The 21,283-nt window shown below is 44.8% G+C and carries 15 protein-coding genes; 6 read left to right on the forward strand and 9 right to left on the reverse strand.

Features of this window, described 5'->3' with window-relative positions; translation table 11 throughout:
• Positions 1-29: 29 nt before the first annotated feature.
• Entirely contained in the window at positions 30-1,112 is a 1,083-nt protein-coding gene (locus tag K0625_RS05510; protein WP_220108757.1) for a rhomboid family intramembrane serine protease, read from the reverse strand.
• A gap of 12 nt (positions 1,113-1,124) precedes the next feature.
• Complete coding sequence (locus tag K0625_RS05515; protein WP_220108758.1) at positions 1,125-1,712, reverse strand: hypothetical protein; 588 nt, start codon at positions 1,710-1,712, stop codon at positions 1,125-1,127.
• Between the two features lie 319 nt (positions 1,713-2,031).
• Here K0625_RS05515 and K0625_RS05520 point away from each other — a divergent pair, with 319 nt between their 5' ends.
• Complete coding sequence (locus K0625_RS05520) at positions 2,032-2,298, forward strand: hypothetical protein (RefSeq protein ID WP_065188302.1); 267 nt, start codon at positions 2,032-2,034, stop codon at positions 2,296-2,298.
• Here K0625_RS05520 and K0625_RS05525 read toward each other — a convergent pair.
• The 3 genes from K0625_RS05525 to hldE form a co-directional block, all read right to left on the reverse strand.
• The gene (locus tag K0625_RS05525; RefSeq protein WP_220108759.1) at positions 2,275-2,829 is read right to left on the reverse strand and encodes a TetR family transcriptional regulator; all 555 of its coding nucleotides are present in this window, start codon (positions 2,827-2,829) and stop codon (positions 2,275-2,277) included. The genes K0625_RS05520 and K0625_RS05525 overlap by 24 nt on opposite strands.
• A 133-nt stretch (positions 2,830-2,962) precedes the next feature.
• On the reverse strand, positions 2,963-3,814 hold the full coding sequence (locus K0625_RS05530) for a hypothetical protein (protein ID WP_220108760.1): 852 nt from the start codon (positions 3,812-3,814) through the stop codon (positions 2,963-2,965).
• The gene (hldE, locus tag K0625_RS05535; RefSeq protein WP_220108976.1) at positions 3,811-5,241 is read right to left on the reverse strand and encodes a bifunctional D-glycero-beta-D-manno-heptose-7-phosphate kinase/D-glycero-beta-D-manno-heptose 1-phosphate adenylyltransferase HldE; all 1,431 of its coding nucleotides are present in this window, start codon (positions 5,239-5,241) and stop codon (positions 3,811-3,813) included. The genes K0625_RS05530 and hldE overlap by 4 nt, the downstream gene beginning before the upstream one ends.
• Positions 5,242-5,397: 156 nt before the next feature.
• Between hldE and K0625_RS05540 the strand changes: the two genes are divergently transcribed.
• Positions 5,398-6,321: an LpxL/LpxP family Kdo(2)-lipid IV(A) lauroyl/palmitoleoyl acyltransferase gene (locus K0625_RS05540; RefSeq protein WP_220108761.1), complete on the forward strand. Its 924-nt coding sequence runs from the start codon at positions 5,398-5,400 to the stop codon at positions 6,319-6,321.
• A 419-nt stretch (positions 6,322-6,740) separates the two neighbouring features.
• Here K0625_RS05540 and K0625_RS05545 read toward each other — a convergent pair whose 3' ends face one another.
• Positions 6,741-6,920, reverse strand: coding sequence for a hypothetical protein (locus K0625_RS05545; RefSeq protein WP_220108762.1), 180 nt, complete (start codon positions 6,918-6,920; stop codon positions 6,741-6,743).
• A 155-nt stretch (positions 6,921-7,075) separates the two neighbouring features.
• Here K0625_RS05545 and K0625_RS05550 point away from each other — a divergent pair, with 155 nt between their 5' ends.
• The 3 genes from K0625_RS05550 to K0625_RS05560 all read left to right on the forward strand — a co-directional run bounded on the left by K0625_RS05550 (position 7,076) and on the right by K0625_RS05560 (position 9,902).
• Positions 7,076-7,648 (forward strand): hypothetical protein, encoded by a 573-nt coding sequence (locus tag K0625_RS05550; protein WP_220108763.1) that lies wholly within the window; start codon positions 7,076-7,078, stop codon positions 7,646-7,648.
• Positions 7,649-7,763: 115 nt separating this feature from the next.
• The gene (locus K0625_RS05555) at positions 7,764-8,936 is read left to right on the forward strand and encodes a MerR family transcriptional regulator (protein ID WP_220108764.1); all 1,173 of its coding nucleotides are present in this window, start codon (positions 7,764-7,766) and stop codon (positions 8,934-8,936) included.
• Positions 8,937-9,257: 321 nt separating this feature from the next.
• Complete coding sequence (locus tag K0625_RS05560) at positions 9,258-9,902, forward strand: hypothetical protein (RefSeq protein WP_220108765.1); 645 nt, start codon at positions 9,258-9,260, stop codon at positions 9,900-9,902.
• A gap of 251 nt (positions 9,903-10,153) precedes the next feature.
• On the opposite strand, the gene K0625_RS05565 is transcribed toward K0625_RS05560, so the two are convergent.
• The 3 genes from K0625_RS05565 to K0625_RS05575 all read right to left on the reverse strand — a co-directional run bounded on the left by K0625_RS05565 (position 10,154) and on the right by K0625_RS05575 (position 18,453).
• Entirely contained in the window at positions 10,154-14,224 is a 4,071-nt protein-coding gene (locus K0625_RS05565) for an esterase/lipase family protein (protein ID WP_220108766.1), read from the reverse strand.
• 1,197 nt (positions 14,225-15,421) lie between these two features.
• Positions 15,422-16,606, reverse strand: coding sequence for a flagellin lysine-N-methylase (gene fliB, locus K0625_RS05570; RefSeq protein ID WP_220108767.1), 1,185 nt, complete (start codon positions 16,604-16,606; stop codon positions 15,422-15,424).
• Positions 16,607-16,722: 116 nt separating this feature from the next.
• The gene (locus K0625_RS05575) at positions 16,723-18,453 is read right to left on the reverse strand and encodes a potassium/proton antiporter (protein WP_220108768.1); all 1,731 of its coding nucleotides are present in this window, start codon (positions 18,451-18,453) and stop codon (positions 16,723-16,725) included.
• Positions 18,454-18,970: 517 nt separating this feature from the next.
• Here K0625_RS05575 and K0625_RS05580 point away from each other — a divergent pair.
• Positions 18,971-21,259 carry a nitric-oxide reductase large subunit gene (locus tag K0625_RS05580; RefSeq protein WP_220108769.1) on the forward strand — a complete coding sequence of 763 codons (2,289 nt, stop codon included), beginning with the start codon at positions 18,971-18,973 and terminating at the stop codon, positions 21,257-21,259.
• Positions 21,260-21,283 lie beyond the last annotated feature (24 nt).

A 21,283-nucleotide genomic window follows, 5' to 3' on the forward strand; every position in this document is an offset into this window, starting at 1 on the left:
TTACCGCGCTTAATACTAAACAGTATCAGTTAACGTGCGACCTTCACCTCTGGCTCATTCAGCATGGCAAGAATAGGGTTAGACTCCATCACCCGCTCTTTTAATGCCGCACCGATAATTAAACCAGCAACAAAACCACCAATATGAGCCCAGTAAGCCACCCCTTGACCCGCCATCAATAAGCCTAAAATATTGAAACCTAGCCAGATAGCAAAAAACGCCATCGGACTTAATTTCTTCTGATAAACCACAAACATAAAGGTCAAACTCGCATGGCGGAACCAGAGTAGGTACATGCCAAATAGCCCAGCAATAGCGCCACTGGCTCCCACCATATAGATCCCAGACCCCGGATCTGATGCTATCTGTGCTGCGGCAGCCGCAAAACCACAAATAAGATAAACACCTAGGAACTTCATCCGGCCTAAGGCATCTTCTAAGTTATCTCCAACGACATAGAGGAAGTACATATTGCCCGCTAAGTGCATAAAGTCACCATGGAGGAACATATGGCTCACTAAGGTCCAAGGCTGATGCCCCGCTAATACCTCGTTTGATCGCATGGCAAAGTTTTCAAATACAGTATCGGTCGTCGACATATCGAAGCCGTATGCAAGAAAAATAAGAATATTCAACGCCAACAAGAGATAAGTGACAACCGGACGAGATTTAGGCTTTAAGTTAAACTCGACTGGCATCTGGGATAGAAACTGAAAGAACCAAGTTTTTGCGCTGATTTTCGCATCTAAGTCAGCAAGCAGACTCTTCACTAAAGGAGATTGTACAACTTTAGCTCTCTCATCTTCATCGATCCACAAGCCACTGCAGCTATGGCAAACATCCACCTCAATTTGATACCCCTGCATCAAGTGATAATGTTGCATACCGACATCACAGTGGTGACAGTGACGTTTAGAATCCCCTAAGTGCTCACCTAAACTCTCCTCAATACGCACACAGCTATCACCATTATCGGCTGTTGAAAGTGCACTATTAAGCTCACCATTCTCAAACCAAAGTCCACCACAACGTTGGCAGCTATCTACCTCCTCGCCGTGGAAATCATAAACCTTCATATCGCTGCTGTTGCAGCCGGGGCAAGTCATAATCATATTCAATTCCTTTTACTCGACTATGATGTCATTACGTTTTAACTCGTCAGCTAGTTCAGTGTAATTAGCTTTTAACGCTGGCAATGTTTGAGTCGATATCTTTTCGGTTAACGCCTTCAATAAGCCACCGCCATACTGAGCTCCATACACTCGACTCTCAATTTTATTCACTATATCTTCGGCTTGCATATAGAAGCGTCGAGTTTCCGATAAAATCGCAGAGGGCGTCTCTAATGTGTACTGAGAGTAACGCATATTTTCCCAGACAAATGTCGCCATATTTGGGTGAAGGTTTCTTATTGTCGAAGTCGGTTTACCTACTATATTCTCTCTATATTCATTCAGCAGTTCAACGTTATCACTCACCTCGTCATAAAGCGCATGACGCAGATAATAGTTATTCTGTTTATTGGTTAATGTATCGAAGGTTATTGCCTGAGAAAGCCCCTCTTGAGCAGCAAGGTAAACCCCCGCCACTGTGGCAATAATCATAAAAACTTGACTTATCCAGAAGCTGGACTTAATTAGCTCTTGATTATCCAATCGAGGGAAGCGTTTAACAGGTTCGCTACTTGCTTGGGGCTGAGAAGGGATCTCCATATTTTGTATTACTCCTTATATTTTAAGCCTTAAAGTCATTCCATCTAACGATGATATTTTATGCTGCGAGGATGATAACCGACCATAGATAATCTCGCCAGTATCTAATACCAATCTGTACAAGGGAAAAAATAGGAGGAAACACACACTAAACAGAGGACTATGTAGAGGGAAACTAGGGGAAATGACCGACATTACTTTACAATAAGCGTCAGTCGATCGGTTATTTATTAGGCGAACTCTTGCATGATAGATAAACATCTGCTTATATAGTGCAACAAAAGCAAGTTTTGCAACATTATTTAACAGGGGTTTAACGATGCAAGTTGCCGCTATTAATTCAGCCGAAAGTTTCGATGACAGAAGGCTTGAACAGCCTAATATAGATCAACACTGGCACCGACTTTCTACGGCTCAAAGATTTGCATTTTATACGCTGGCAAAGTTAGGTTATCAGCTACTTTTTGTCAGACAGTCTAGCCATGAAAAAACAGCTGTCGCTAGACAAGATGATAAGCTAGTAACCATCGATAGTGAGGGAGATATCGACTTTAATCCCACTTTAGTGCTCAGAGAAAATCGCTAAACGGCTTTCAGTGTCTCCACGGCTTCGCGTTTTCAACTCATTGCTCTGCAATTGAGGCACCTTAATTTGTGTCGACTGTGACATCAGCATCACGGCACTTCTTCCGATTAATCCCGTAACTAGCTTCTCCCCCTCTAGACCAAACATTTCATAGGCTCTCTCTCTAGCTAAATGGATCGCCCTAAACTGGATCATATCTTCACTGTGATCGCCACACAGACTGAAAAACAGTTTAAGCACCATGCGCCCTGTAGGGTGTTTTATCGACTCAACCCATGACTCTTCGAGTGTTCCCAAGTTGCTAAAGTCTAACTCCTCCAGAAACAATCTACTAATTTGCGGATCTAACCGTATCAGGAAATTAGCCTTATGGGGGAAGTGATGACTTATCCCGGTGCGACTTACTCCGGTTGCAGTCGACAAGGTAGTGTAGGACATGGAGTCGTAGCCTAAAGACAGAAGCTGTTTAAGCGCCTCATCCATAATTAGATTGATCGTTTGCTCTGTTTCCGCTTTCGAACGCTTAGCCACCTTAACATCCCCCTACTCAATATCATTATTGCTTTAAATAGTCATCACCGATGCTATCAAACCAATTTAGGGATTTCTTTAGTAACTTCTCCGATCCACAGACTAATGAAAAAGTGTTCAGCTAAGGTTCAGTTTAAAACCGCTGAAGACTCATTTTGGAGGGTAATTTTTGGTTTTTCATCCACTCTCGGGCGCCAGGCTCACCTAATAATCTAACCAGTGTCGGCTCCAGTAATTGGCCTAAAACAGGTTTACGCCAAAACATATAATCAGGTAAAAAGTGCATCACTTGGGTATTGAATGTGCGATGAAATAGACTAGCAAACTCATCTAAACTGTCTTGAGTCTCCTCTGACAATTTAGGCAACGCATCTTGCATAAACTCATTGAAGCTATCAAATTTAACCAGCTGCTCAACATCATAATGATTAAAAACCTGAGCCATAATAGGCACGGTCCAGTGGCTAATATTCTCAACGTTCTGCATCATATTGACATTTCTTCTATGATACTGCTGCCAGGCTAGACCCAGCCCTTTATCCTCTTTGGCAAGACGCCAGATGAGATAACAATCTGCAATCCATTCATGTCGATAGGGAGAGAGTGCATCTATGACTCCCGACTCCAACAGCGCTATCGCCTCAAGATGACCGATTTCATGTAAAAGGGTCACCTCCAACTGCTGGGCTAACGTGAAAGAGTGGAGTGAGCCTGAAAGTTCGATGGAGAGTGAATGGGGTAACTGCTCCCGATCCAGTAAAATAACCCCTGCAATATCGGTATCTTGCAGGGGCAACACCATGGCACCACGCACACCTAAAAGTCTGTTAACCTCGGTGGCAATGGCAGGTAACTGCCTGCGAGCATCAGGAGATAACTCTTGCAAGCAGGGCTGGATCAACTCGGTTTCACACAGAAGAACCTGCTTATCATTAACCTGAGTGAGGTAGAGGCCAGTGGTTAGCGCAAGCGCCGTCCAGATCACTGATTCGCCATGATATTTTCGATAATTTTAGTCGTCGAGATCCCATCTTCAAATCCCAGCACCATCACAGTACCGCCAGATGCAATCACCTCTTCGCCGCCGGCGATCTCCTCAATCTTATAGTCACCGCCTTTCACTAGCATATCGGGAAGTAATCTAGAGATGATCCGCTGTGGGGTATCCTCAGTGAAAGGAACCACCCAATCCACCGAGGCTAATCCAGCTAACACAGACATGCGACGATCAACCTGATTCACAGGACGACCATCCCCCTTCAAGCGCCTAACCGACTCATCATCATTCACAGCAACAATCAAGCGATCGCCCAAGGCCTTAGCTTGCTTTAAGTAACTCACATGCCCTGCATGCAAAATATCAAAACAGCCGTTGGTCATCACCACACGCTCGCCTCTAAGCTTAGCTTGCTCTAATGCGTAAACGAGTTGATCTTCACTGACAGAGCCGAAACCTGACTCGCCCTGATTCAAAGAGAGCGCCTCAATTAACTCGATACGGCTCACTGTCGATGTGCCTAGCTTGGCCACAACAATGCCCGCAGCGGTGTTGGCAATGGCGCAAGCCTGAGGCAGTTCACTGCCAGCAGCCAATGCTGTCGCTAAGGCCGAAATCACCGTATCACCGGCGCCAGTCACGTCATACACTTCACGGGCAACCGTTGGAATATGAAGCTCAGGTCCTTCGGAAGTGATCAGGGTCATCCCCTTTTCAGAGCGGGTGACCAAAATCGCCTCAATCTCAAAATCCGCCAACAAGGTTTGCGCCTTTGCCACCAGATCCGCTTCTGAACTAACCGCGCCAACAACCCCTTCAAACTCGCTCATATTAGGGGTTAACAAAGAGGCGCCACGGTAGCGGGAAAAATCACTCCCTTTAGGGTCAACAAGCACCTTGACCCCTTTAGATTTTGCAAGCTTGATAAACGCTTGGGGGTCGGTCACCGCACCTTTGGCGTAATCAGATAATACCATCACGCCAACATTGTCGAGCAGAGCTTCAGACTTTTGAAACAGAGAGACACTCTCCTCAACGGGGTAGGACTCCTCAAAATCCAGACGAATAAGCTGCTGGTTTCTGGACATCACCCTAAGCTTAGTGATGGTCGGCTTATCCTCGACGCAGTGCCATTTAGGCTCAACACCTAACGCTTGGATCCCTTGTGTTAGCGCCTCAGCGGTTTCATCTTTGCCGACAATACCAGCCAGACAAACTTGCCCGCCTAACGTGGCAACGTTTAAGGCTACGTTTGCCGCACCACCGGGCCTGTCCTCGATCTGTTTGATCTGCACAACAGGTACAGGGGCTTCCGGTGAAATACGACCGGTTGGGCCCGTCCAGTAGCGATCTAACATGACATCACCGACGACTAAAACCTTAGCTTTTTCAAATGCTGGCAGAGAAACCTTCATAACGCTCATATCTGTTTTCAAAATTAATCACTGATTGTACCTAATTTTGTGCTTAATAGGAGCTAAGAACACCAGTAATTTTCCAGCTTTTTCCAGCCATTTATGACGAAATTGCGTTAGAATACCGCCTCAGGTTCATAATCTTTCGAGTTTATCGTGGTAGAAAAAGCGCAATTTTCAAATCATCTCTTTCATCCAAAATTTTGGCTACTCTGGCTTGGTGTCGGCTTAATGCGCTTAACCCAACTGCTGCCATTATCGGCCCAGATGAAGATCGGGGCTGGACTTGGACGTTTAGCAAAAAAGCTGCTCGGCAGCCGAGTTAATACCGCCAAGCGTAATTTAGAGCTCTGCTTTCCCGATATGCCACAGGCAGAGCAGGAGGCACTGCTGAGCAAAAACTTTGAAGAGACAGGTAAAGCGATCTTCGACACCATCAACGCTTGGTGGTGGTCAGATGGCAAAATTCAGCGCCATATGACCATAAAAGGTCAGGAGCATGTTGAGCAGACACTCAAGGATGGCAATGGCGTGATCCTCTTCGCCGTACACTGTTTACCTCTGGAGATGGGCGCAAGAATTTTTGGCCAGTTCCAGCCAGGTGTTGGGGTTTATCGCCCCCATAACAACCCAGTGATGGAGTACCTTCAGGTCAAAGGTCGCCTAAGATCCAACAAAGCCTTGGTGCCTAAACGAGACATTCGTCAGATGGTACGCTGCCTACGTAGCCCAGATGTTATCTGGTATACAGCCGATCAAGACTTTGGCCGCTCAAGTGCCACCTTTATCCCCTTTTTCGCCATGCCCGATGCTGCCACCATCACAGGCGCAACCACCTTGGCTCGTTTAGGCAAGGCAAAAGTGCTCCCCTTTAGTGTCGAGCGTAATGCCGATGATAAGGGTTATACCATTGAGATAATGGCGCCACTGGATAACTTCCCCACCAAAGATGAGGTGGAAGATGCTAAACGTGGTAACGGCATTATCGAGCAGATAATCAATAAAAACCGCGCCCAATATATGTGGTTACACAGACGATTTAAGACACGGCCTAATGAGAGTGACCCATCGGTTTATTAACTGGTGAGTCGCCACAGTTTACTCTCTTTACCACTCAAGTTAGCCAGCCTTCGAATGAAGGCTGATGACATTTTTTAATTTGAATTTTAACTTTTGGCTAGGTTTGGCGTTTGGAGAATGGTTCTAAATCGAACCTTCATTGGTATCTATCGCCTCCAGCGAGGTATATGTAGATACTTCTGCGAGACGCCGCAAGCACAATCCCTGTGGGCTCTACCAAAACGTCCTGTTTTGGAAGCTCGCAGCCGCATCTACACCTCTGATTTGAAACAAGAGTATCTCTTCGATTTGGCTTTCGCTACCCTCCGTGGTCTCTGTGTACTCCGTGGTTAAAAGCTTTTTATCTACAGATGAAGGCTGATGACATTTCTTAATTTGAATTTTAACTTTTGGCTGGGTTTGGCATTTGGAGAGTGGCACTAAATCGAACCTTCATTGTGATCTATCGCTTCCCAGCGGGTGCCGTGCATGGATGCTCCAATGTCGTGGTGGCAGGATGCCAAAGAACGACGTATGTGTAGATACTTCTGCGAGACGCCGCAAGCACAATCCCTGTGGGCTCTACCAAAACGTCCTGTTTTGGAAGCTCGCAGCTGCATCTACACCTCTGATTTGAAACAAGAGTATTGTCATTCGATTCCCCCTAACAAGTTAAGACATTGCTAATTCTTAATCTGCTCTATATGTTGGAGGTTATTAGTGACAAGGAGTACTCACTACTAATCTAATATGCAAAAGCTCATTTGGAGAGATAATGGATATTCAAGAAAAGCTTGTTGAAGCGGGTAGATCTGTAAACAAATACCTATGGATCATATTCATTTCAATAATGATTTTGTCTAGCTATTTAATTCAAAGAACTGTTCAGTTTTCGGAACACGAAGATGGATTTTTGGGCGCACAGGCTCAACATCAATCACAAGTCCAGTTTCAAGGTGGAACACTATTTAAGCTAGATTTTACGTATGCAACAATGAATATTGCGTGGATATGGCTTTTAGCTGTTCTGCTATTCTCTGCGACCCTTACCTTAAAAAAAAGACAAGTCATTTTCTCTAAACTAAGCTCAGATGATCAATTATCAGATGTAACTTCATCGATCTTCCCATTAGACTTTTTTTCTAGTGACTTTCGACAGCTACTCAATAAAACGATGTGGATTATGTATGTTTTAGTTGGGGCTGTGTGTTGCTTGCAAATATTCCCTGTCGCATTTCATTTTTTTATCGACGAAAGATTCATTGAAGGAGGCCTCATTACTATCGGAACTTTCTATTGTATCTACGCCTTTATCTGCTTTCATAAGCAAAAAAGAAAACTCACGTAACACCGAAACACACTTCCAGACTCTACAAAACATTCAAGTGAAAAATTTGATTGACCTGTCTATAGCTTCATAGTTTAAAGTACTTAAATTCAAACAGTGCAGTGGGGTTAACACCGTGTATCGAATCTCTGAACTTGCGACGCAAGTGGGCTTATCACGTACCGCCCTACTCTATTATGAGAAGCAACAACTGATAAAAGGCCAAAGGCTGAGTAACGGGTATAGGGTCTACAGTGACAAAGATCTCCAGCGTATTCGTTTAATTCAGAAACTGCAGGCGGGAGGCTTAACGCTTAAAGAGTGTAAAGCCTGTTTGGAAGCTAAGGTCGATCGCAAGCTTCTACAAAACCGCTTACAAAAACTGGATGAAGAGATAGCCCAAAAGCAACAGTCACGACAGCTTCTCGCCGCAATGCTTGGCGAAGGCGGATTAAAAACATGGCATGAGAGCCTAGATAAATTAGCACCAGATGCACACTTAGATTGGTTAATGAAGCAAGGTTTCAGCGAAAAAGAGGCCCTGCGATTAAAATGGTTATCAAAAGATATGAATGAACACGATCAATATATGGCTGACTTTATGAAGGTCTATGAATTACTTGAGCGATGGGCACCGGGTAGCGAAAGTGAAACGCTCAAAGCAATATCGCTTTTACCTAAACAACCAAAAACGATCCTTGAAATTGGTTGCGGCAAAGGGTTATCAACGAGATTACTAGCGAAAAATACCACAGCCTCTATTACAAGCGTTGACAATGAGCAGTCGGCACTTGAAAGCGTCAACGACCGCTTTAAAACAGAAGGCTTAGTAGCTAGGCTAGATACCGTTTGTGCCAGCATGACAGAACTGCCTTTTGATAATGGCAGTTTCGATCTGATGTGGGCAGAGGGCAGCGCTTACATCATGGGCGTGCCACAAGCACTTTCACAGTGGAGGCCGCTACTGGCTAAAAACGGAATTTTGATGTTAAGCGATCTCGTTTGGTTATCAGATACGCCAGATGATGCAGCAGTTGAGTTTTGGCAAGGTGAATACCCAGATATCCAAACCGTCGCGACCCGTCTCAAACAGATGGAAGCGGCAGGTTATGAAGTACTAGAGCACTTTACACTCAGTCACCAAGCTTGGCAGAACTACTATGAACCATTGATATCACGCACCGAAGAGCTAAAGAGCGAGATGCAAGGCTCCCAAGCACTGCAAAATATCAGTAAAGAGATCGACATCTATCGCAACTACCTGGGCCAGTTCGGCTACCAGATGTTCATCTTAAGAAAATGTGACTAATTTTTGCCTTTAAATGAAGGTTAGTTACACTTTTTGATTTGGCTTATTAGGTGTGGCTCGGCTGTTGAAGGCAGTCTGTTGAAGGCCACCCCTTCATGATTATTTAGAGTTAAAGACAAAAGGTTTCTCACCACAGAGCACACTGAGGAACACGGAGAGAAACTAAGAGAGCAGCAAAGAGAAGTAACCAGAGAGAAGAGCCAGCTAAAACCATTAGGCCTAAAATACTGTTGAACTAAGGCGTTAGCTTTTGTTACATATGGAGCTCCTAAACAAAGATTATTTTGTGTTAGCTTTAATTTTTCTTTCAAGGATAGAGTCGTGAATAATCTACAGAAAATAGGGTGCATTGCCGCACTTTTTGAAGCCGCTATTTATATATCAGCGTTTGTTTTTTTTGGAGCGTTTTGGGATTACCCTAGCAGCGCGGATGACGCACAAAAGTTTATTTTCCTAACTAATAATCAGCTGATGTTGTCGATAGTTAATTTAACTATGTATATCGTCTTCGGCCTTTTTTTGGCGGTATTAGTTTTAGCGCTCCATCAACGAATGAAAAGCAAAGCCCCAGCTTTATCACAACTGGCTTCTATCTTCGGTATCATTTGGGTTGGGCTCGTCATAGCCAGCGGAATGATTGCAAATATAGGTCTAGCTGCTGTAATCGATCTATCTACTAGCAACGCAGAACAAGCAAAGACTCTTTTGGTAGTAATCAACACTATCGTCGAAGGGTTAGGAGGAGGTAACGAGGTTGTCGGAGGCTTATGGGTTCTGTTATTGAGTATTGCAGGCTTAAAAATTAACGAGCTGCCTAAACTCTTACACTATTTAGGCTTATTTATTGGCCTTGTTGGGATTCTTACTATCTACCCAGCTGAAATACTGACAGAAATATTTGGCTTAGGCCAAGTCATATGGTTTTCTTGGTTAGGCCTGGCCATGTTAAAGACTCCTCAAAGCTAACGAGAAAATAAACAAGGACAAGTAACTTTAGCCCCCTTTTCGAGACAGAAGCGATTCACCACAGAGGACACAGAGGAACACGGAGAGGAACTAAAAGAACAACAACAGAGAAGCAACCAGAGAAAAGCTAGCTAAAACTATTAAATTAAAAAAGGCTCAGCTCCCTTTATCATTGAGCTGACACGCCCCAGTCCAAATACAAGTAATACAGCCAACATTATTTGATATTGACTCAAATACTTGTTGAAACGTCACCATTCAAACCTTTCATCTGTTTCTCGATCTCTTTCTTCTTCCCTTTTTCGTTCTGCGTCAATCCTGCTTTGTAGAGATGCCTTCTTTGAGCTGGCCCATTGTTGAACTTGTGAATCACCAAAACTCTCTAGTTCAGCATATATGCCAAGGCGCGCCTCAAGGAAATTCGCATACGACCCAGAAATCACGCTAGGTCTGTGAGTTATATCTATTTTGTCCAGTACATCAATGGGATTGGGGCTGATGTCCAAAAGCATTCTCGCTTCTTTGCTCAGTTGGTACACTTCATTTTTTTTGCTGTACGGTGATATGATCTCGGCAACGATAGGGCATCGTTTAGATGGGTTGCCTCCACACCATTCAGAAATAAGATCAAGTGGTATCGATGGTGTTTGGCTGCATTTTAATAATGTGACTGCACGTTCCTGACAATTTCCTTCTTCATCGAGCAAGCAGTCGAGAACAGCCTTAGTGTTGGAATTCATTACTACTTCCAGTGTTTTTGGAAGATTATATCGGAAACTAAACAGAGGCTGTTTCTCAATCATGTGTTCGAAAATCGTCCTAGTTGCCTCAAAGTTCATAGGGGTTGAAAGTGCCACTCTCGCGACATTATGCAAAGCGTGATCTTTATGACCATTGAAGTCTTCTTTCGAGAAATCAGAAAGGATGAGAGTTTGCTGTGCCAGTTCTTTTATTTCATTTGAAGGAGTATACGCACTTTCAGTTCTTAACCCGTGGAATCGCATAGACAGGATTTCAACTGAAACTTTTACTCCATCAGGTTGCTTGTTGATTCGACGCAGTATTTCACCAAGATCGGTATCAGATAGTGCTTCATGGACTCTTCCATACCCAAGAGACTGGTAGAAATGAATTGGCGATTGCTGCATTTCAATAGCCTGTATTAGCCTGGTTACAGCAGTGGTATCAAGAGTTGTGCTGAACTGTACTTCAGAGAACCATTTGTTTCCGCGCTTATCATGCAACAGACTATCGAGAATCGAGTTAGTCAGCTCAGGCTTGATTCGGCTTAGGTGGCGAATGAATCCGCGCAGTACATTGATTCTCTGCTTCTCAAACGGGATTTCTGATAAGTTGGCGAGAAGCTTGTCCCAGAAGTTTGAGTGGTCATCTACACCTTTTGCACACCCAACGCCAAAAGCATAGTGTCGGCAGCCATCTTCTTGAGCAGACAATATCTCACGCAGTTTTGATACAAGGTATTGCAGGTGTGACTTAGACAAGTCCTCTCCCAGTCTTTCTGCGTTTTCTACGGCTATCTCAAAACCATTAAATTCACTTTCGCCATCCTCACCGGTGGTGTCCAAACAATAAAAATCATTGTTGGTTGATAGCAAATACATGTGTATGTGTTCATCGAGAGAGGTAGGGCGCAGTCTTTCTAGAATCCCTTCAATTCTGCCGATTTCAGCGTTTTCTAGATCCTTTGCGTTGAATTGTAAAAATGAGCCTAGTCGCAGCCACCCTTCACTCCATTCACCAGTAGATAAAACTACTTCTATAGCATCTTCTAAAATTTTCCAGAGGGTTTTGCTATGGAATAGCTCACCAAGATGAGCAGCTAAAGTGGACTTTGCATGTTTACAAAGCGGGCCATTACGTTTCGCTAATGACGTGGTGTACTCAATAAAAAATTGACACCACTCGGTGCATTCTTGATTTGATGAAGGGTGATACCCATAGTCTCTAGAGCGAGCACCAAAGTCGAAACTATGATGCGATGAGAAATGTGAAGACTCTAGCGACGCGTTAAGCAATTCAAAGCCGATTTCAATTTTGCATTCATCGCCGGATTCAATAAGTTCGCTGATGGTTTTTAATCTTTGTTCTTTACTCGCATGTGTGCCTGATAAGTAAAGGTAAAACAGTGACTTCAGAACATCTCTAACGGAGTTATTGTTCTCATCTTTCTTTTCAGCTGTGGCAATCTCAGCTAGTAATTTAGTGCTTTGAAGAAAAAGTTCAGGCTCATAAGCTAAGCTTCTAAGTAGCTCCGCCAATTGTGAGAATTCTGGTTTTTTTCTCGTAAAGAAATTAGCGTCATTCTCGGAGAGTTTCATCAGGAACTCTAACGCTTCCTGAGGGGCTATTGGAGCTGAGTTTGTCAAAATGGTTAAAGCTAGTTCTTGTTCGTCATTAGCCAGAAGTTTACTGATAGTCCCATCCTGTCTTAACCAGCTCGCTACTACATCTTGCGCTTCGATACAGTTATCTAGATAGCTAATTCGGCGGGATACTGACTTAAGGATACGTCTGTCCGTATTCTCATTGAAGAAACTAACAAATAAGTTAGCCGGAATATTTTGCATCGCGACTTTTGCTAGCCTGTTTGCAATAGGATGCGGAAGTACTGCCATCCATATCCCACGTTGCTGAATGAGGTTACGGCGCTTTAGTTCTTGAGCGCTTTCGTAAAGAGTTTTCGTGGGAGTGCTGGATACAGAACTGAGAAGTTCTAACTCGCTAGAGTACGGATTCTCATCATCTTTATATTGAAATGAGTAGACAAGTGATAAAGCCTGCGCAGCTTGCATCAAAGAGTGCTCTTCCTGATGACGCTGGTGGAACAGTCTCTTGAAGAGCTGATCGTCCTTTAGATGAGAGATGCTTTCTGATTGATCCAATGTTGATGCTAACGCGATAGCAATTCGAGCGTTACCACCTGAAAAATCAGCTATTTTACTTGCGTCTTGTTCGCTTAAATGCGTGAACCTAGCTTTGAGTAAATTGGTGACTAGGGTATCGGATGCTGGTTCCAAAGAGAGTACACCAGTTCCTTCCGGCTGATCTTCGCGGATGTCATACTCAATGGTTAGTAAGCTGATACTCTTCTTGCAGCTTGGAGACAAATCCCGATGTAGTTCAGGTGGACAGTTGTCGATTATGACAATTGCCTTCTTGTCTTCAGCCACCAGCTTCTCTATCACTGCTCTTGGAGTAGGGATTGGAGCGTGTCCCATATCAGTATAAAGCACCTGCCCTACGGGAAGCTGATGTTCGCCCACGCGCTCATCAAATAGAGCTTGGACTAGTCGAGTTTTTCCCACTCCAGACAGGCCGACAAGTCGGGTTGAAGTGCCTGGTGCCCCTAGTTTACTTCTGAGTGATTGAATTGCCTCAAGACCAGTTTTGCCTTCTTTATCACTAGAGGAAACGTCGAAAAGGCGGACTTGTTCGTCAACAATATACGCTTCCTCAACCCCCTTTGGGGAGTTGGACCAGTTTGAATAACCTTGCCAGCCATGGCTTCCCTTTGGATATTTCGAGTCTAACCACTGCAATTGTGGTGGCTTGCTTTCTTTGGTAACGAAATCCTTTATGTATCGATAGATTTGGGATTGCTTGTTGGCAAGTTTAGTAATGCTGAGGTGGTCAGCATCCACTAGGAGAGCCTCAGTGTTTAAGCCGGGATCTGCACTATCCGGCGTAACTATCGTTATGAGGCGTTTGCAGGGCTGGTTCTCCATGAGTATCAGGTGGTCAACATCGCGATTGCGTACTGAAGCTCTATACCATTCATTCAACTCGCGGAGGTTTGGGTCATTTTTAAGTAGAGAGGCTGTCGCTGCGGATGGCAAGATAATAACTCTTAGCCAATCGATCAGGTCAGCGCCGTCTGAACCACGGTGTGGAGTGGCAAGAAAGCAAACTTTGTTTACACGCCCTATAATGCTTTGTAATTCTGAGCTTCTATCCGCATAGTGGAACATTTGCTTGATCATCAGCCCTCCCATGCTATGACCAACAAAGATTATTTCTCCATCTCTGAATAATGGCTCTTGGTTTAATCTGTGCAGAATATCTTTTGCTCTGTCGGTAAAGTGCATAGCTTTTTGGCTTCCCCAACGAGATATTGGATTTAAGTATCCAACAGACCAAATGGCAATATTATCAATGTCTTCACTAAGCCAGTTAGGCCAGAAGCCTTTATCCGGAGTAGAGGAAAGCCAAGTGTTTTCGTAGTGCCCACCTAACCCATGTATAAAGACAACGTGAGTCTTGATATCGCCATCAGATTTAGACATTAGATGCAACTCAGCCATCTCTATTTTTTCCTTATTACAAGTAAGAAATAAACGCGGGAATGTTCATTTCAGCAATTTTGATTCCATTGTATCAAATTAGTTGAAATTACTACCATTGAATCAGCTACCTGTGTGATCTTAAGTGGTTTATGTAGGTAGCCTAACAACAGATGGAACAGCCATAACCTTTAATCAATTAAAATACAGTGCCAGACTACAAAGGTTCCCCGTTGGAAGTTGCCGAAGGGCATTGGAATAAATCACGTAAAACCGACATGGCCGTTCACGTACATCCATGTATTTTTCGGCATTCAGGCATCCTGCCTATCAGATGTCGGGTTAGCTTTCGGGGGGCTTGGACGCCCCATCGGAAGCGTTAGTGATTTTATCCATATGCCCAAGGGAAACAACTTCGCCGGGGCGTTATAGGTACTTTGCTTAAAGAAGAATCAAGGAGGACGAGCAGCCCTCCTTGCCCAGTGCAGGGTGGCCCTGCGACGTTGGTGGTTAGTAATGGTTGGCTCTATTTAGTTTTAAAAATTAATCAAAATGAGTAATTCTACAGGCTCATTAAGGCCTTCAAATAAGACAGCCAGATGCAATTGTCGTTACCAAAAAGCTGAAATCAATTGCTAGGGATGGTTCAATTAGATAGAAAATTAAATAGATGGAAGCTAATGTTTTTAGTAGTTCTGATAGGTTAGATATAATTTTGGACATAGTATCCTCGCGTCATTCAGTTATCGGTGCAAAGCAACCGCGATTAGTTAACTAAAGTTCCAGTTTTTCACCTGGATGACGCACAGTGCCTTTACTTGTTACTTAACAAAGGCCCCGATTATTCTAAGATAGAATCTATCAGAGTCATTGATTTAGTGTCAATAAAAACTTAGATGGGTTTATTATCTATACGAAGTGTTCAAGACCAATCACCTACATCTGGCATTTTCGCCCGACTTCGAAGAGATAAACAAACAAGTGTGAATGCGGCTGCGACCTTCCGTGACAGGGATGTCACGGTAGAGCCCACAGGGATTGTGCTTGCGGCGTGTCGCAGAAGCATTTACACATAAGCCTGCTGCCAAGCAATTAATTGGATTGAAGCCATGCAATCCAGCAGGCCAACCAAACACCAATCCAGCCCAATGAACCCAACCAAAAAGATATTTGAAACTTGTTATCCGACAAGTCCATGTTCTTGTTATTAGACAAGTTCTAAGAGCCTGTTTTCAAAAGGCTTATAATCCCTGCAATATTAGAGAAATTAAACTTCTCCATCATGGCTGTCGCCCCTTTAACAAAGGTCGATTTATGCTGGCGTACCACATGGTATACCTGAAAACATAAGATCACGTCACTCTCTGACAGGCCATTATTTTTATGGGCTATTACAGCTAAATAGCAGCGTAGCATAAAGCAATCGAGTACCAACAACCTAAAGGCTGACTGGGGCGCTTCACCTAAGGTGATAGGGAAGTATTCATGGTAGATGTAGTAGAGGATATAGCGCTTAAAGATATCGCCATGCTCCTCCAGTGCGGGAGATGCAATGGTATTCCACACGTGGTTAATCTTGTCGACATCGACAGTTCTATCATCATTTAATAGGGTACTGATCGCATCATTGACCGTTTTAAATCGGACACCATCACGCCTTGGGTGCTCGTCGATAAACATGCCGTGAATACTTGCAAACGCTTGAACTTGGTGCTCATCGGCGTAAGCCAGAGTTTGATACTGCTCCTGCAACATCCCCTTTTCCGCCATCTGAGTTAGCTGATCAAGACGAATATCAAGCTGCTCAGCACCCACCTCGTTGGCCCACACCTTATCGGCGGTATTAACTAAAAAGCCGATAGCGAGTAGCGCCTCTTGCCAGTTAAGCTTTTCATTGAGTAGCAGATCTATGCTGTTATCGTAGGTTTTCGCCACCCAAAGTGGGCTTGACTCTGACATGATATTAGCGCCGCTCTCTTTGCGCTCAAAGATAAAAGCATCTGGGCTGAAGAGGATTAATCTCGCCGCTTCTGGGCATGACAATGAGAGAGAACGATACTTATCCCCCTCTCTTACTAAGCTGGTTCTAGGGTAGGTTTTACAGGTTTCGCTAAGAGTTTGCTCCCCCGCTAAAGCGTGAATTTTACAGAGCCGATTGCTATCTAAAAAGGGGCATGCACCTTCGGAGTCTGAGCGAATAATGGCCCACTGCTCATCACTCTTCTTAATCTTTTTCATGGCAGTTTTAGCCAAAGGCTTTAACTCACGATGAGCCATGGTCTTCTTATAACTCTGCTTATCGATATAGATATTCCAACCGATACAGCAGCTGTCTTCGCAGTCCGGACCTATACAGCTAAAATCACTAACATATTTAGGGGTAACAATTCCGCTATCCATCATTTTTCCAAAACCATGAAATATAAACATAAGATAGCAAGCTCAACACGTTATACCAATAAATATCAGTAAAGTGTTCTACTTAGGCCTGTTTAGCAGACCCATTTAGTGCATAGGTTTTATGTTGTGGCCTCAGAGGGAAGTCGTATCCCCACTTTAGTCACCTCGCCCTGCTCCAGCTCACAGATGATCCAATGCAGAGATTGCCACTCAAATTGATCCCCCAACACATGCTCGCCAACCAAGTGCTCATTGATGAGCTCACCCACCGACATCTTGGCCAGCTTCTCATCCAGTTTCAGCCCATACATAGGCGCAAGGGTCGACAGCTCAATGTCGACGCTAAGGAAGAAATCCCCAAAGAATCGAGGTAAGGCCTTTGTCACTGGCGGCTCACTAAATAGGGTGCCTAATGCATCGAGATCATCCTCATGACCGAGCACACAGAGTATATCTCCGGTGCTTAATATGGTGCTTCCTGATGGATGCAGCATCTCATTACCACGATATAACGCGGCAATATGGGTTCCTTTGGGCATATTGAGCTTTCTTAAGGGCTCACCGACACACCATTTGTTTTCGCTGAGGTGATAAACAAACAGCTCCCACTCACTCTTAGGGTAGATCTCCAACCCAGCTCGCGAGATTGGACTAGGCACAGGAGGCAGATCGACCTTTGCCAACCTCGCCGCCCTGCCCAGTGAGCAACCTTGAACCAACAGAGAGACCAAGACCACAAAGAAGGCCACATTGAAATAGAGTTGGGCATTGGGCAAGCCTGCCATCATAGGGAATACAGCCAGAATGATCGGCACCGCCCCACGTAAACCGACCCAGGAGATAAACCAGCGATCTTTCGCACTAAAGCTCTTAAAGGGCAGCAGACTCAGCCACACTGAGATAGGTCTAGCAAACAAGATCATGCCAAAAGCCAGGGCCAATGCAGGAAGGGCCACATCGGTTAACTCAGATGGTGTTAACAGCAAACCCAAAACCAGGAACATGCCGATTTGGCTCAACCAGGTCATGCCATCGAGCACATTTAAAATCGCATGACGACCACGGGTGGCTCTGTTTCCTAAAAGCAGCCCCACAAGATAGACAGATAAGATCCCGCTGCCGCCCAAATAGTTGGATGTGGCAAATACTATCAAACCACCACTCAGCGCTAAGATAGGGTACAAGCCATCGGCTAACTGAGTCCGATTGATAAGCTGCCATAACAGCCAGCCTCCTCCTGCTCCCATCAGCGCGCCAATACCAAACTGCTTGATAAAGCTTATGGCCATAAAGCTGACAGATAATCCGTCCCCCACGCTGGCCAATATGGCAATCAGGGTCACAGTGAGAAATACCGCCATAGGATCGTTACTGCCAGACTCAATCTCAAGCGTCGCGCCAACACGTTCGTTTAAACGCTTACCTTTTAACAGGGAGAAAACCGCTGCGGCGTCGGTCGAACCAACAATAGCGCCAATTAGAAGACCTTGAAGTAGATTCAAGTCGAACAGCCAAGCGGCCATTAAGCCGGTCAAACCTGTTGTAATTGCCACCCCAAAGGTAGCAAGAGAGAGTGCTGGCCAAAGCGCCACACGAAAACTGGATACTCGAGTACGCATACCACCGTCGAGCAAAATAACCGCTAAAGCTAAATTACTGACCAGATATGCGACGGAGTAATCATTGAAGTGAATGCCACCGGGGCCATCTTCCCCCGCAAGAATACCCACACCAAGAAACACCAATAGAATAGGGATACCGATCCGTGATGAAACTGCACTTAACAGTACACTCACCGCAATTAAGAATGCGCCGATCAGAAAGAGATGGTTAATTGTTTCTGCATTCATAATGAACTCCCTAAATCTGTTAATCCTCAGTGTCCAAAGCCTACTGGATACTCCCAAAATGCTTTGTGATACCGTGCAGCATTATACATTAATGCGCCCTCCTTGAGTGGATAACAAGATTAAACTTAGTCAATCTTGACAAAAACATGCAGACATAAACACAAGAGCAACCAATCAAAATAAAACATTAACAATCAAATAGTAAGTAAAGTAAAAAAGTCATTAACAGCTAGAGTTTTAAGATAAAAACTAATACTTAACTTAATTTTACGCAGCATTTAATGCAGTTTTATTACCAACTTCATATTTATAACCTTGTCAGTCATATTGATATTCAAACCAATCAATTGTCATTTAGACAACCAGTGTCATTTAGACAATAAAAACTACAGTCATAATGACACTTTTCAAGATCGCAAAAACACAACAAAACATTAAAGTTCAACAACTTAAAAAATGGCACAATAAATGTAAATACTCATTATCACCAAAATAGAGAATAGGGCTAAGAGGTAATATGAGTAAGCAAAAATTAACCGCAATCGCACTCATTGTTGTGCTGATTGCATCCTTCACTGTACTTTTGAGTATAGGAAGTGAGATATACCGTGAGAAACCTCCTATCCCCAATGCGTTCACAGGCACAAACGCAGAGGTTGTTTTTACCCAAGATGACATAGAGCAAGGTCAACTTGTTTGGCGCTCGATGGGAGGCCACCAGCTAGGTTCTATCTGGGGTCATGGAGCTTATGTCGCCCCCGACTGGACCGCAGACTGGCTGCATAAGGAAGCAGAGGCTTGGCTAGATATCACAGCAAATAACCGCTACCAGAAAAGCTTCTCATCGCTAAACAGTGAAACAAAAGCGGGCTTAGAGCAACTTCTTAGAGAGGATATGCGCCATAACAGTGTGGTTGAAACCAGCGATGGCTACACCTCAATTAGCTTATCGCCAACCCGTATTCAAGCGATAAAACAGGTATCCGATCACTACTTGTCTCTTTTCGGCAGCGACCCTGAGCTTTCAAGTTTACGGGAACAGTATGCGATGAAAGAGGGAACGGTTCCCGAACTAAAACGCCGTAAGCAGCTTAATGCTTTTCTCTTTTGGGGAGCTTGGGCCGCAGTAACAGAGCGTCCAGATCAGAGCTATACCTACACCAACAACTGGCCCTACGATCCACAAATAGGCAACCTGCCCACCTCAGATAATATTGTCTGGTCTATTTTAAGCATCATAACCTTAATTGCTGGTATCGGCGCCCTTGTCTGGCATCACGCTAGTGGCAAGCATGAGCCTCTGCCAACTCCAGCAGAGCAAGACCCGCTCTTTTTTAACAAACCAACTCCTTCACAAAAAGCGGTGGGAAAATACTTTGTCACCGCAATAGGGCTGTTTTTACTTCAGATAGTCTTAGGCGGGATCACGGCTCACTATGCCGTAGAGGGGCAAGAGTTCTATGGATTTCCTCTGGCCGAAATCCTCCCCTACTCAGTCACACGAACTTGGCATACCCAGCTCGCCGTTTTCTGGATAGCCACAGCTTGGCTCGGCACTGGGCTCTATATCGCCCCTGCGCTCTCAGGCCATGAACCTAAATTTCAACGTTTAGGAGTTAATATCCTCTGGCTAGCACTCCTTGTTGTGGTGCTAGGCTCAATGGCAGGTGAGTGGATAGGTGTTCAGCAGTATTTCAGTCTGGATATGAATTTCCTATTTGGTCATCAAGGCTATGAGTATATTGACCTAGGTCGTGTCTGGCAGATCATGCTCTTAGCTGGGCTGCTTATCTGGCTGGCCCTTGTTACTGCCGCTATGCAACCCGCCCTGAAAACAGAGGGGGAGATGCGTCCAGTGATCTGGGTACTCTACGCCTCATGTGTCGCTATTGGCCTCTTTTATGGAGCAGGCCTGTTTATGGGCAAGCATACTAACTTAGCCATTGCCGAGTACTGGCGTTGGTGGGTGGTGCATCTGTGGGTTGAGGGCTTCTTCGAAACCTTTGCCACCTCAGTTATCGCCCTGATGTTGGTCCGCCTCGGCCTTATCCGCACCCGCAGTGCTAATGCCGCCGTCCTGTTTGCGACAGTTATCTTCCTCACAGGTGGTTTAATTGGCACCCTGCATCACCTCTACTTCACCGGTACACCAACCTCTGTCATCGCTTGGGGTGCCATATTCTCAGCGCTAGAAGTGGTACCGCTGGCCATTATCGGTTTCGAAGCGGTGGAGAGTTATCGCCTTCGTCAAGCTGCGCCTTGGATGAGTCGCTACAAGTGGGCCATTATGTTCTTTGTGGCCACCGCGTTCTGGAACTTAGTGGGCGCAGGGATCTTAGGTTTCCTCATTAACCCACCTATTGCCCTCTACTTTATCCAAGGGCTCAACACCACAGCCACCCACGCCCACGGTGCCTTTATGGGAGTCTATGGCATGTTAGGTATCGGGCTGATGCTCTTCTGCTTAAGAGGGCTATGCGGTCAGATGCAGTGGAACGAGAAGTTGCTTAAAGGCGCGTTCTGGACACTAAATATTGGACTTGCAGCCATGATAGTGATGTCGCTACTGCCAGTTGGCATAGTGCAGTTCTTCGCAGTGCTAGAGCATGGCTATTGGTTTGCTCGCTCGCCCGAGGTGATCCACAGCCCACTGGTTGAGACGCTAGTCTGGATGCGTATGTTTGGTGACATACTGTTCGGTATCGGCGGCATGCTGCTCGGCTACTTCCTATTCGACATCATCAAGAAAGCGCTAGGTAAGCGCAAGCTGGCCCAAAATCCCGAGGGGTTATCGGCCAACCTTTAACACCACTCGCTGCTTAAGGGGCTA

Origin of the sequence: Shewanella nanhaiensis, assembly GCF_019457885.1 — a bacterium.
GTDB classification, from domain to species: Bacteria; Pseudomonadota; Gammaproteobacteria; order Enterobacterales; family Shewanellaceae; genus Shewanella; species Shewanella nanhaiensis.

Bases quoted from the DNA above. Each gene is read 5' to 3' on its own strand.
- K0625_RS05510 (WP_220108757.1), bottom strand. From the start codon at position 1,112: ATGATTATGACTTGCCCCGGCTGCAACAGCAGCGATATGAAGGTTTAT.
- K0625_RS05515 (WP_220108758.1), bottom strand. From the start codon at position 1,712: ATGGAGATCCCTTCTCAGCCCCAAGCAAGTAGCGAACCTGTTAAACGC.
- K0625_RS05520 (WP_065188302.1), top strand. From the start codon at position 2,032: ATGCAAGTTGCCGCTATTAATTCAGCCGAAAGTTTCGATGACAGAAGG.
- hldE (WP_220108976.1), bottom strand. From the start codon at position 5,241: ATGAAGGTTTCTCTGCCAGCATTTGAAAAAGCTAAGGTTTTAGTCGTC.
- K0625_RS05545 (WP_220108762.1), bottom strand. From the start codon at position 6,920: ATGCAGCTGCGAGCTTCCAAAACAGGACGTTTTGGTAGAGCCCACAGG.
- K0625_RS05550 (WP_220108763.1), top strand. From the start codon at position 7,076: ATGGATATTCAAGAAAAGCTTGTTGAAGCGGGTAGATCTGTAAACAAA.
- K0625_RS05565 (WP_220108766.1), bottom strand. From the start codon at position 14,224: ATGGCTGAGTTGCATCTAATGTCTAAATCTGATGGCGATATCAAGACT.
- fliB (WP_220108767.1), bottom strand. From the start codon at position 16,606: ATGATGGATAGCGGAATTGTTACCCCTAAATATGTTAGTGATTTTAGC.
- K0625_RS05575 (WP_220108768.1), bottom strand. From the start codon at position 18,453: ATGAATGCAGAAACAATTAACCATCTCTTTCTGATCGGCGCATTCTTA.
- K0625_RS05580 (WP_220108769.1), top strand. From the start codon at position 18,971: ATGAGTAAGCAAAAATTAACCGCAATCGCACTCATTGTTGTGCTGATT.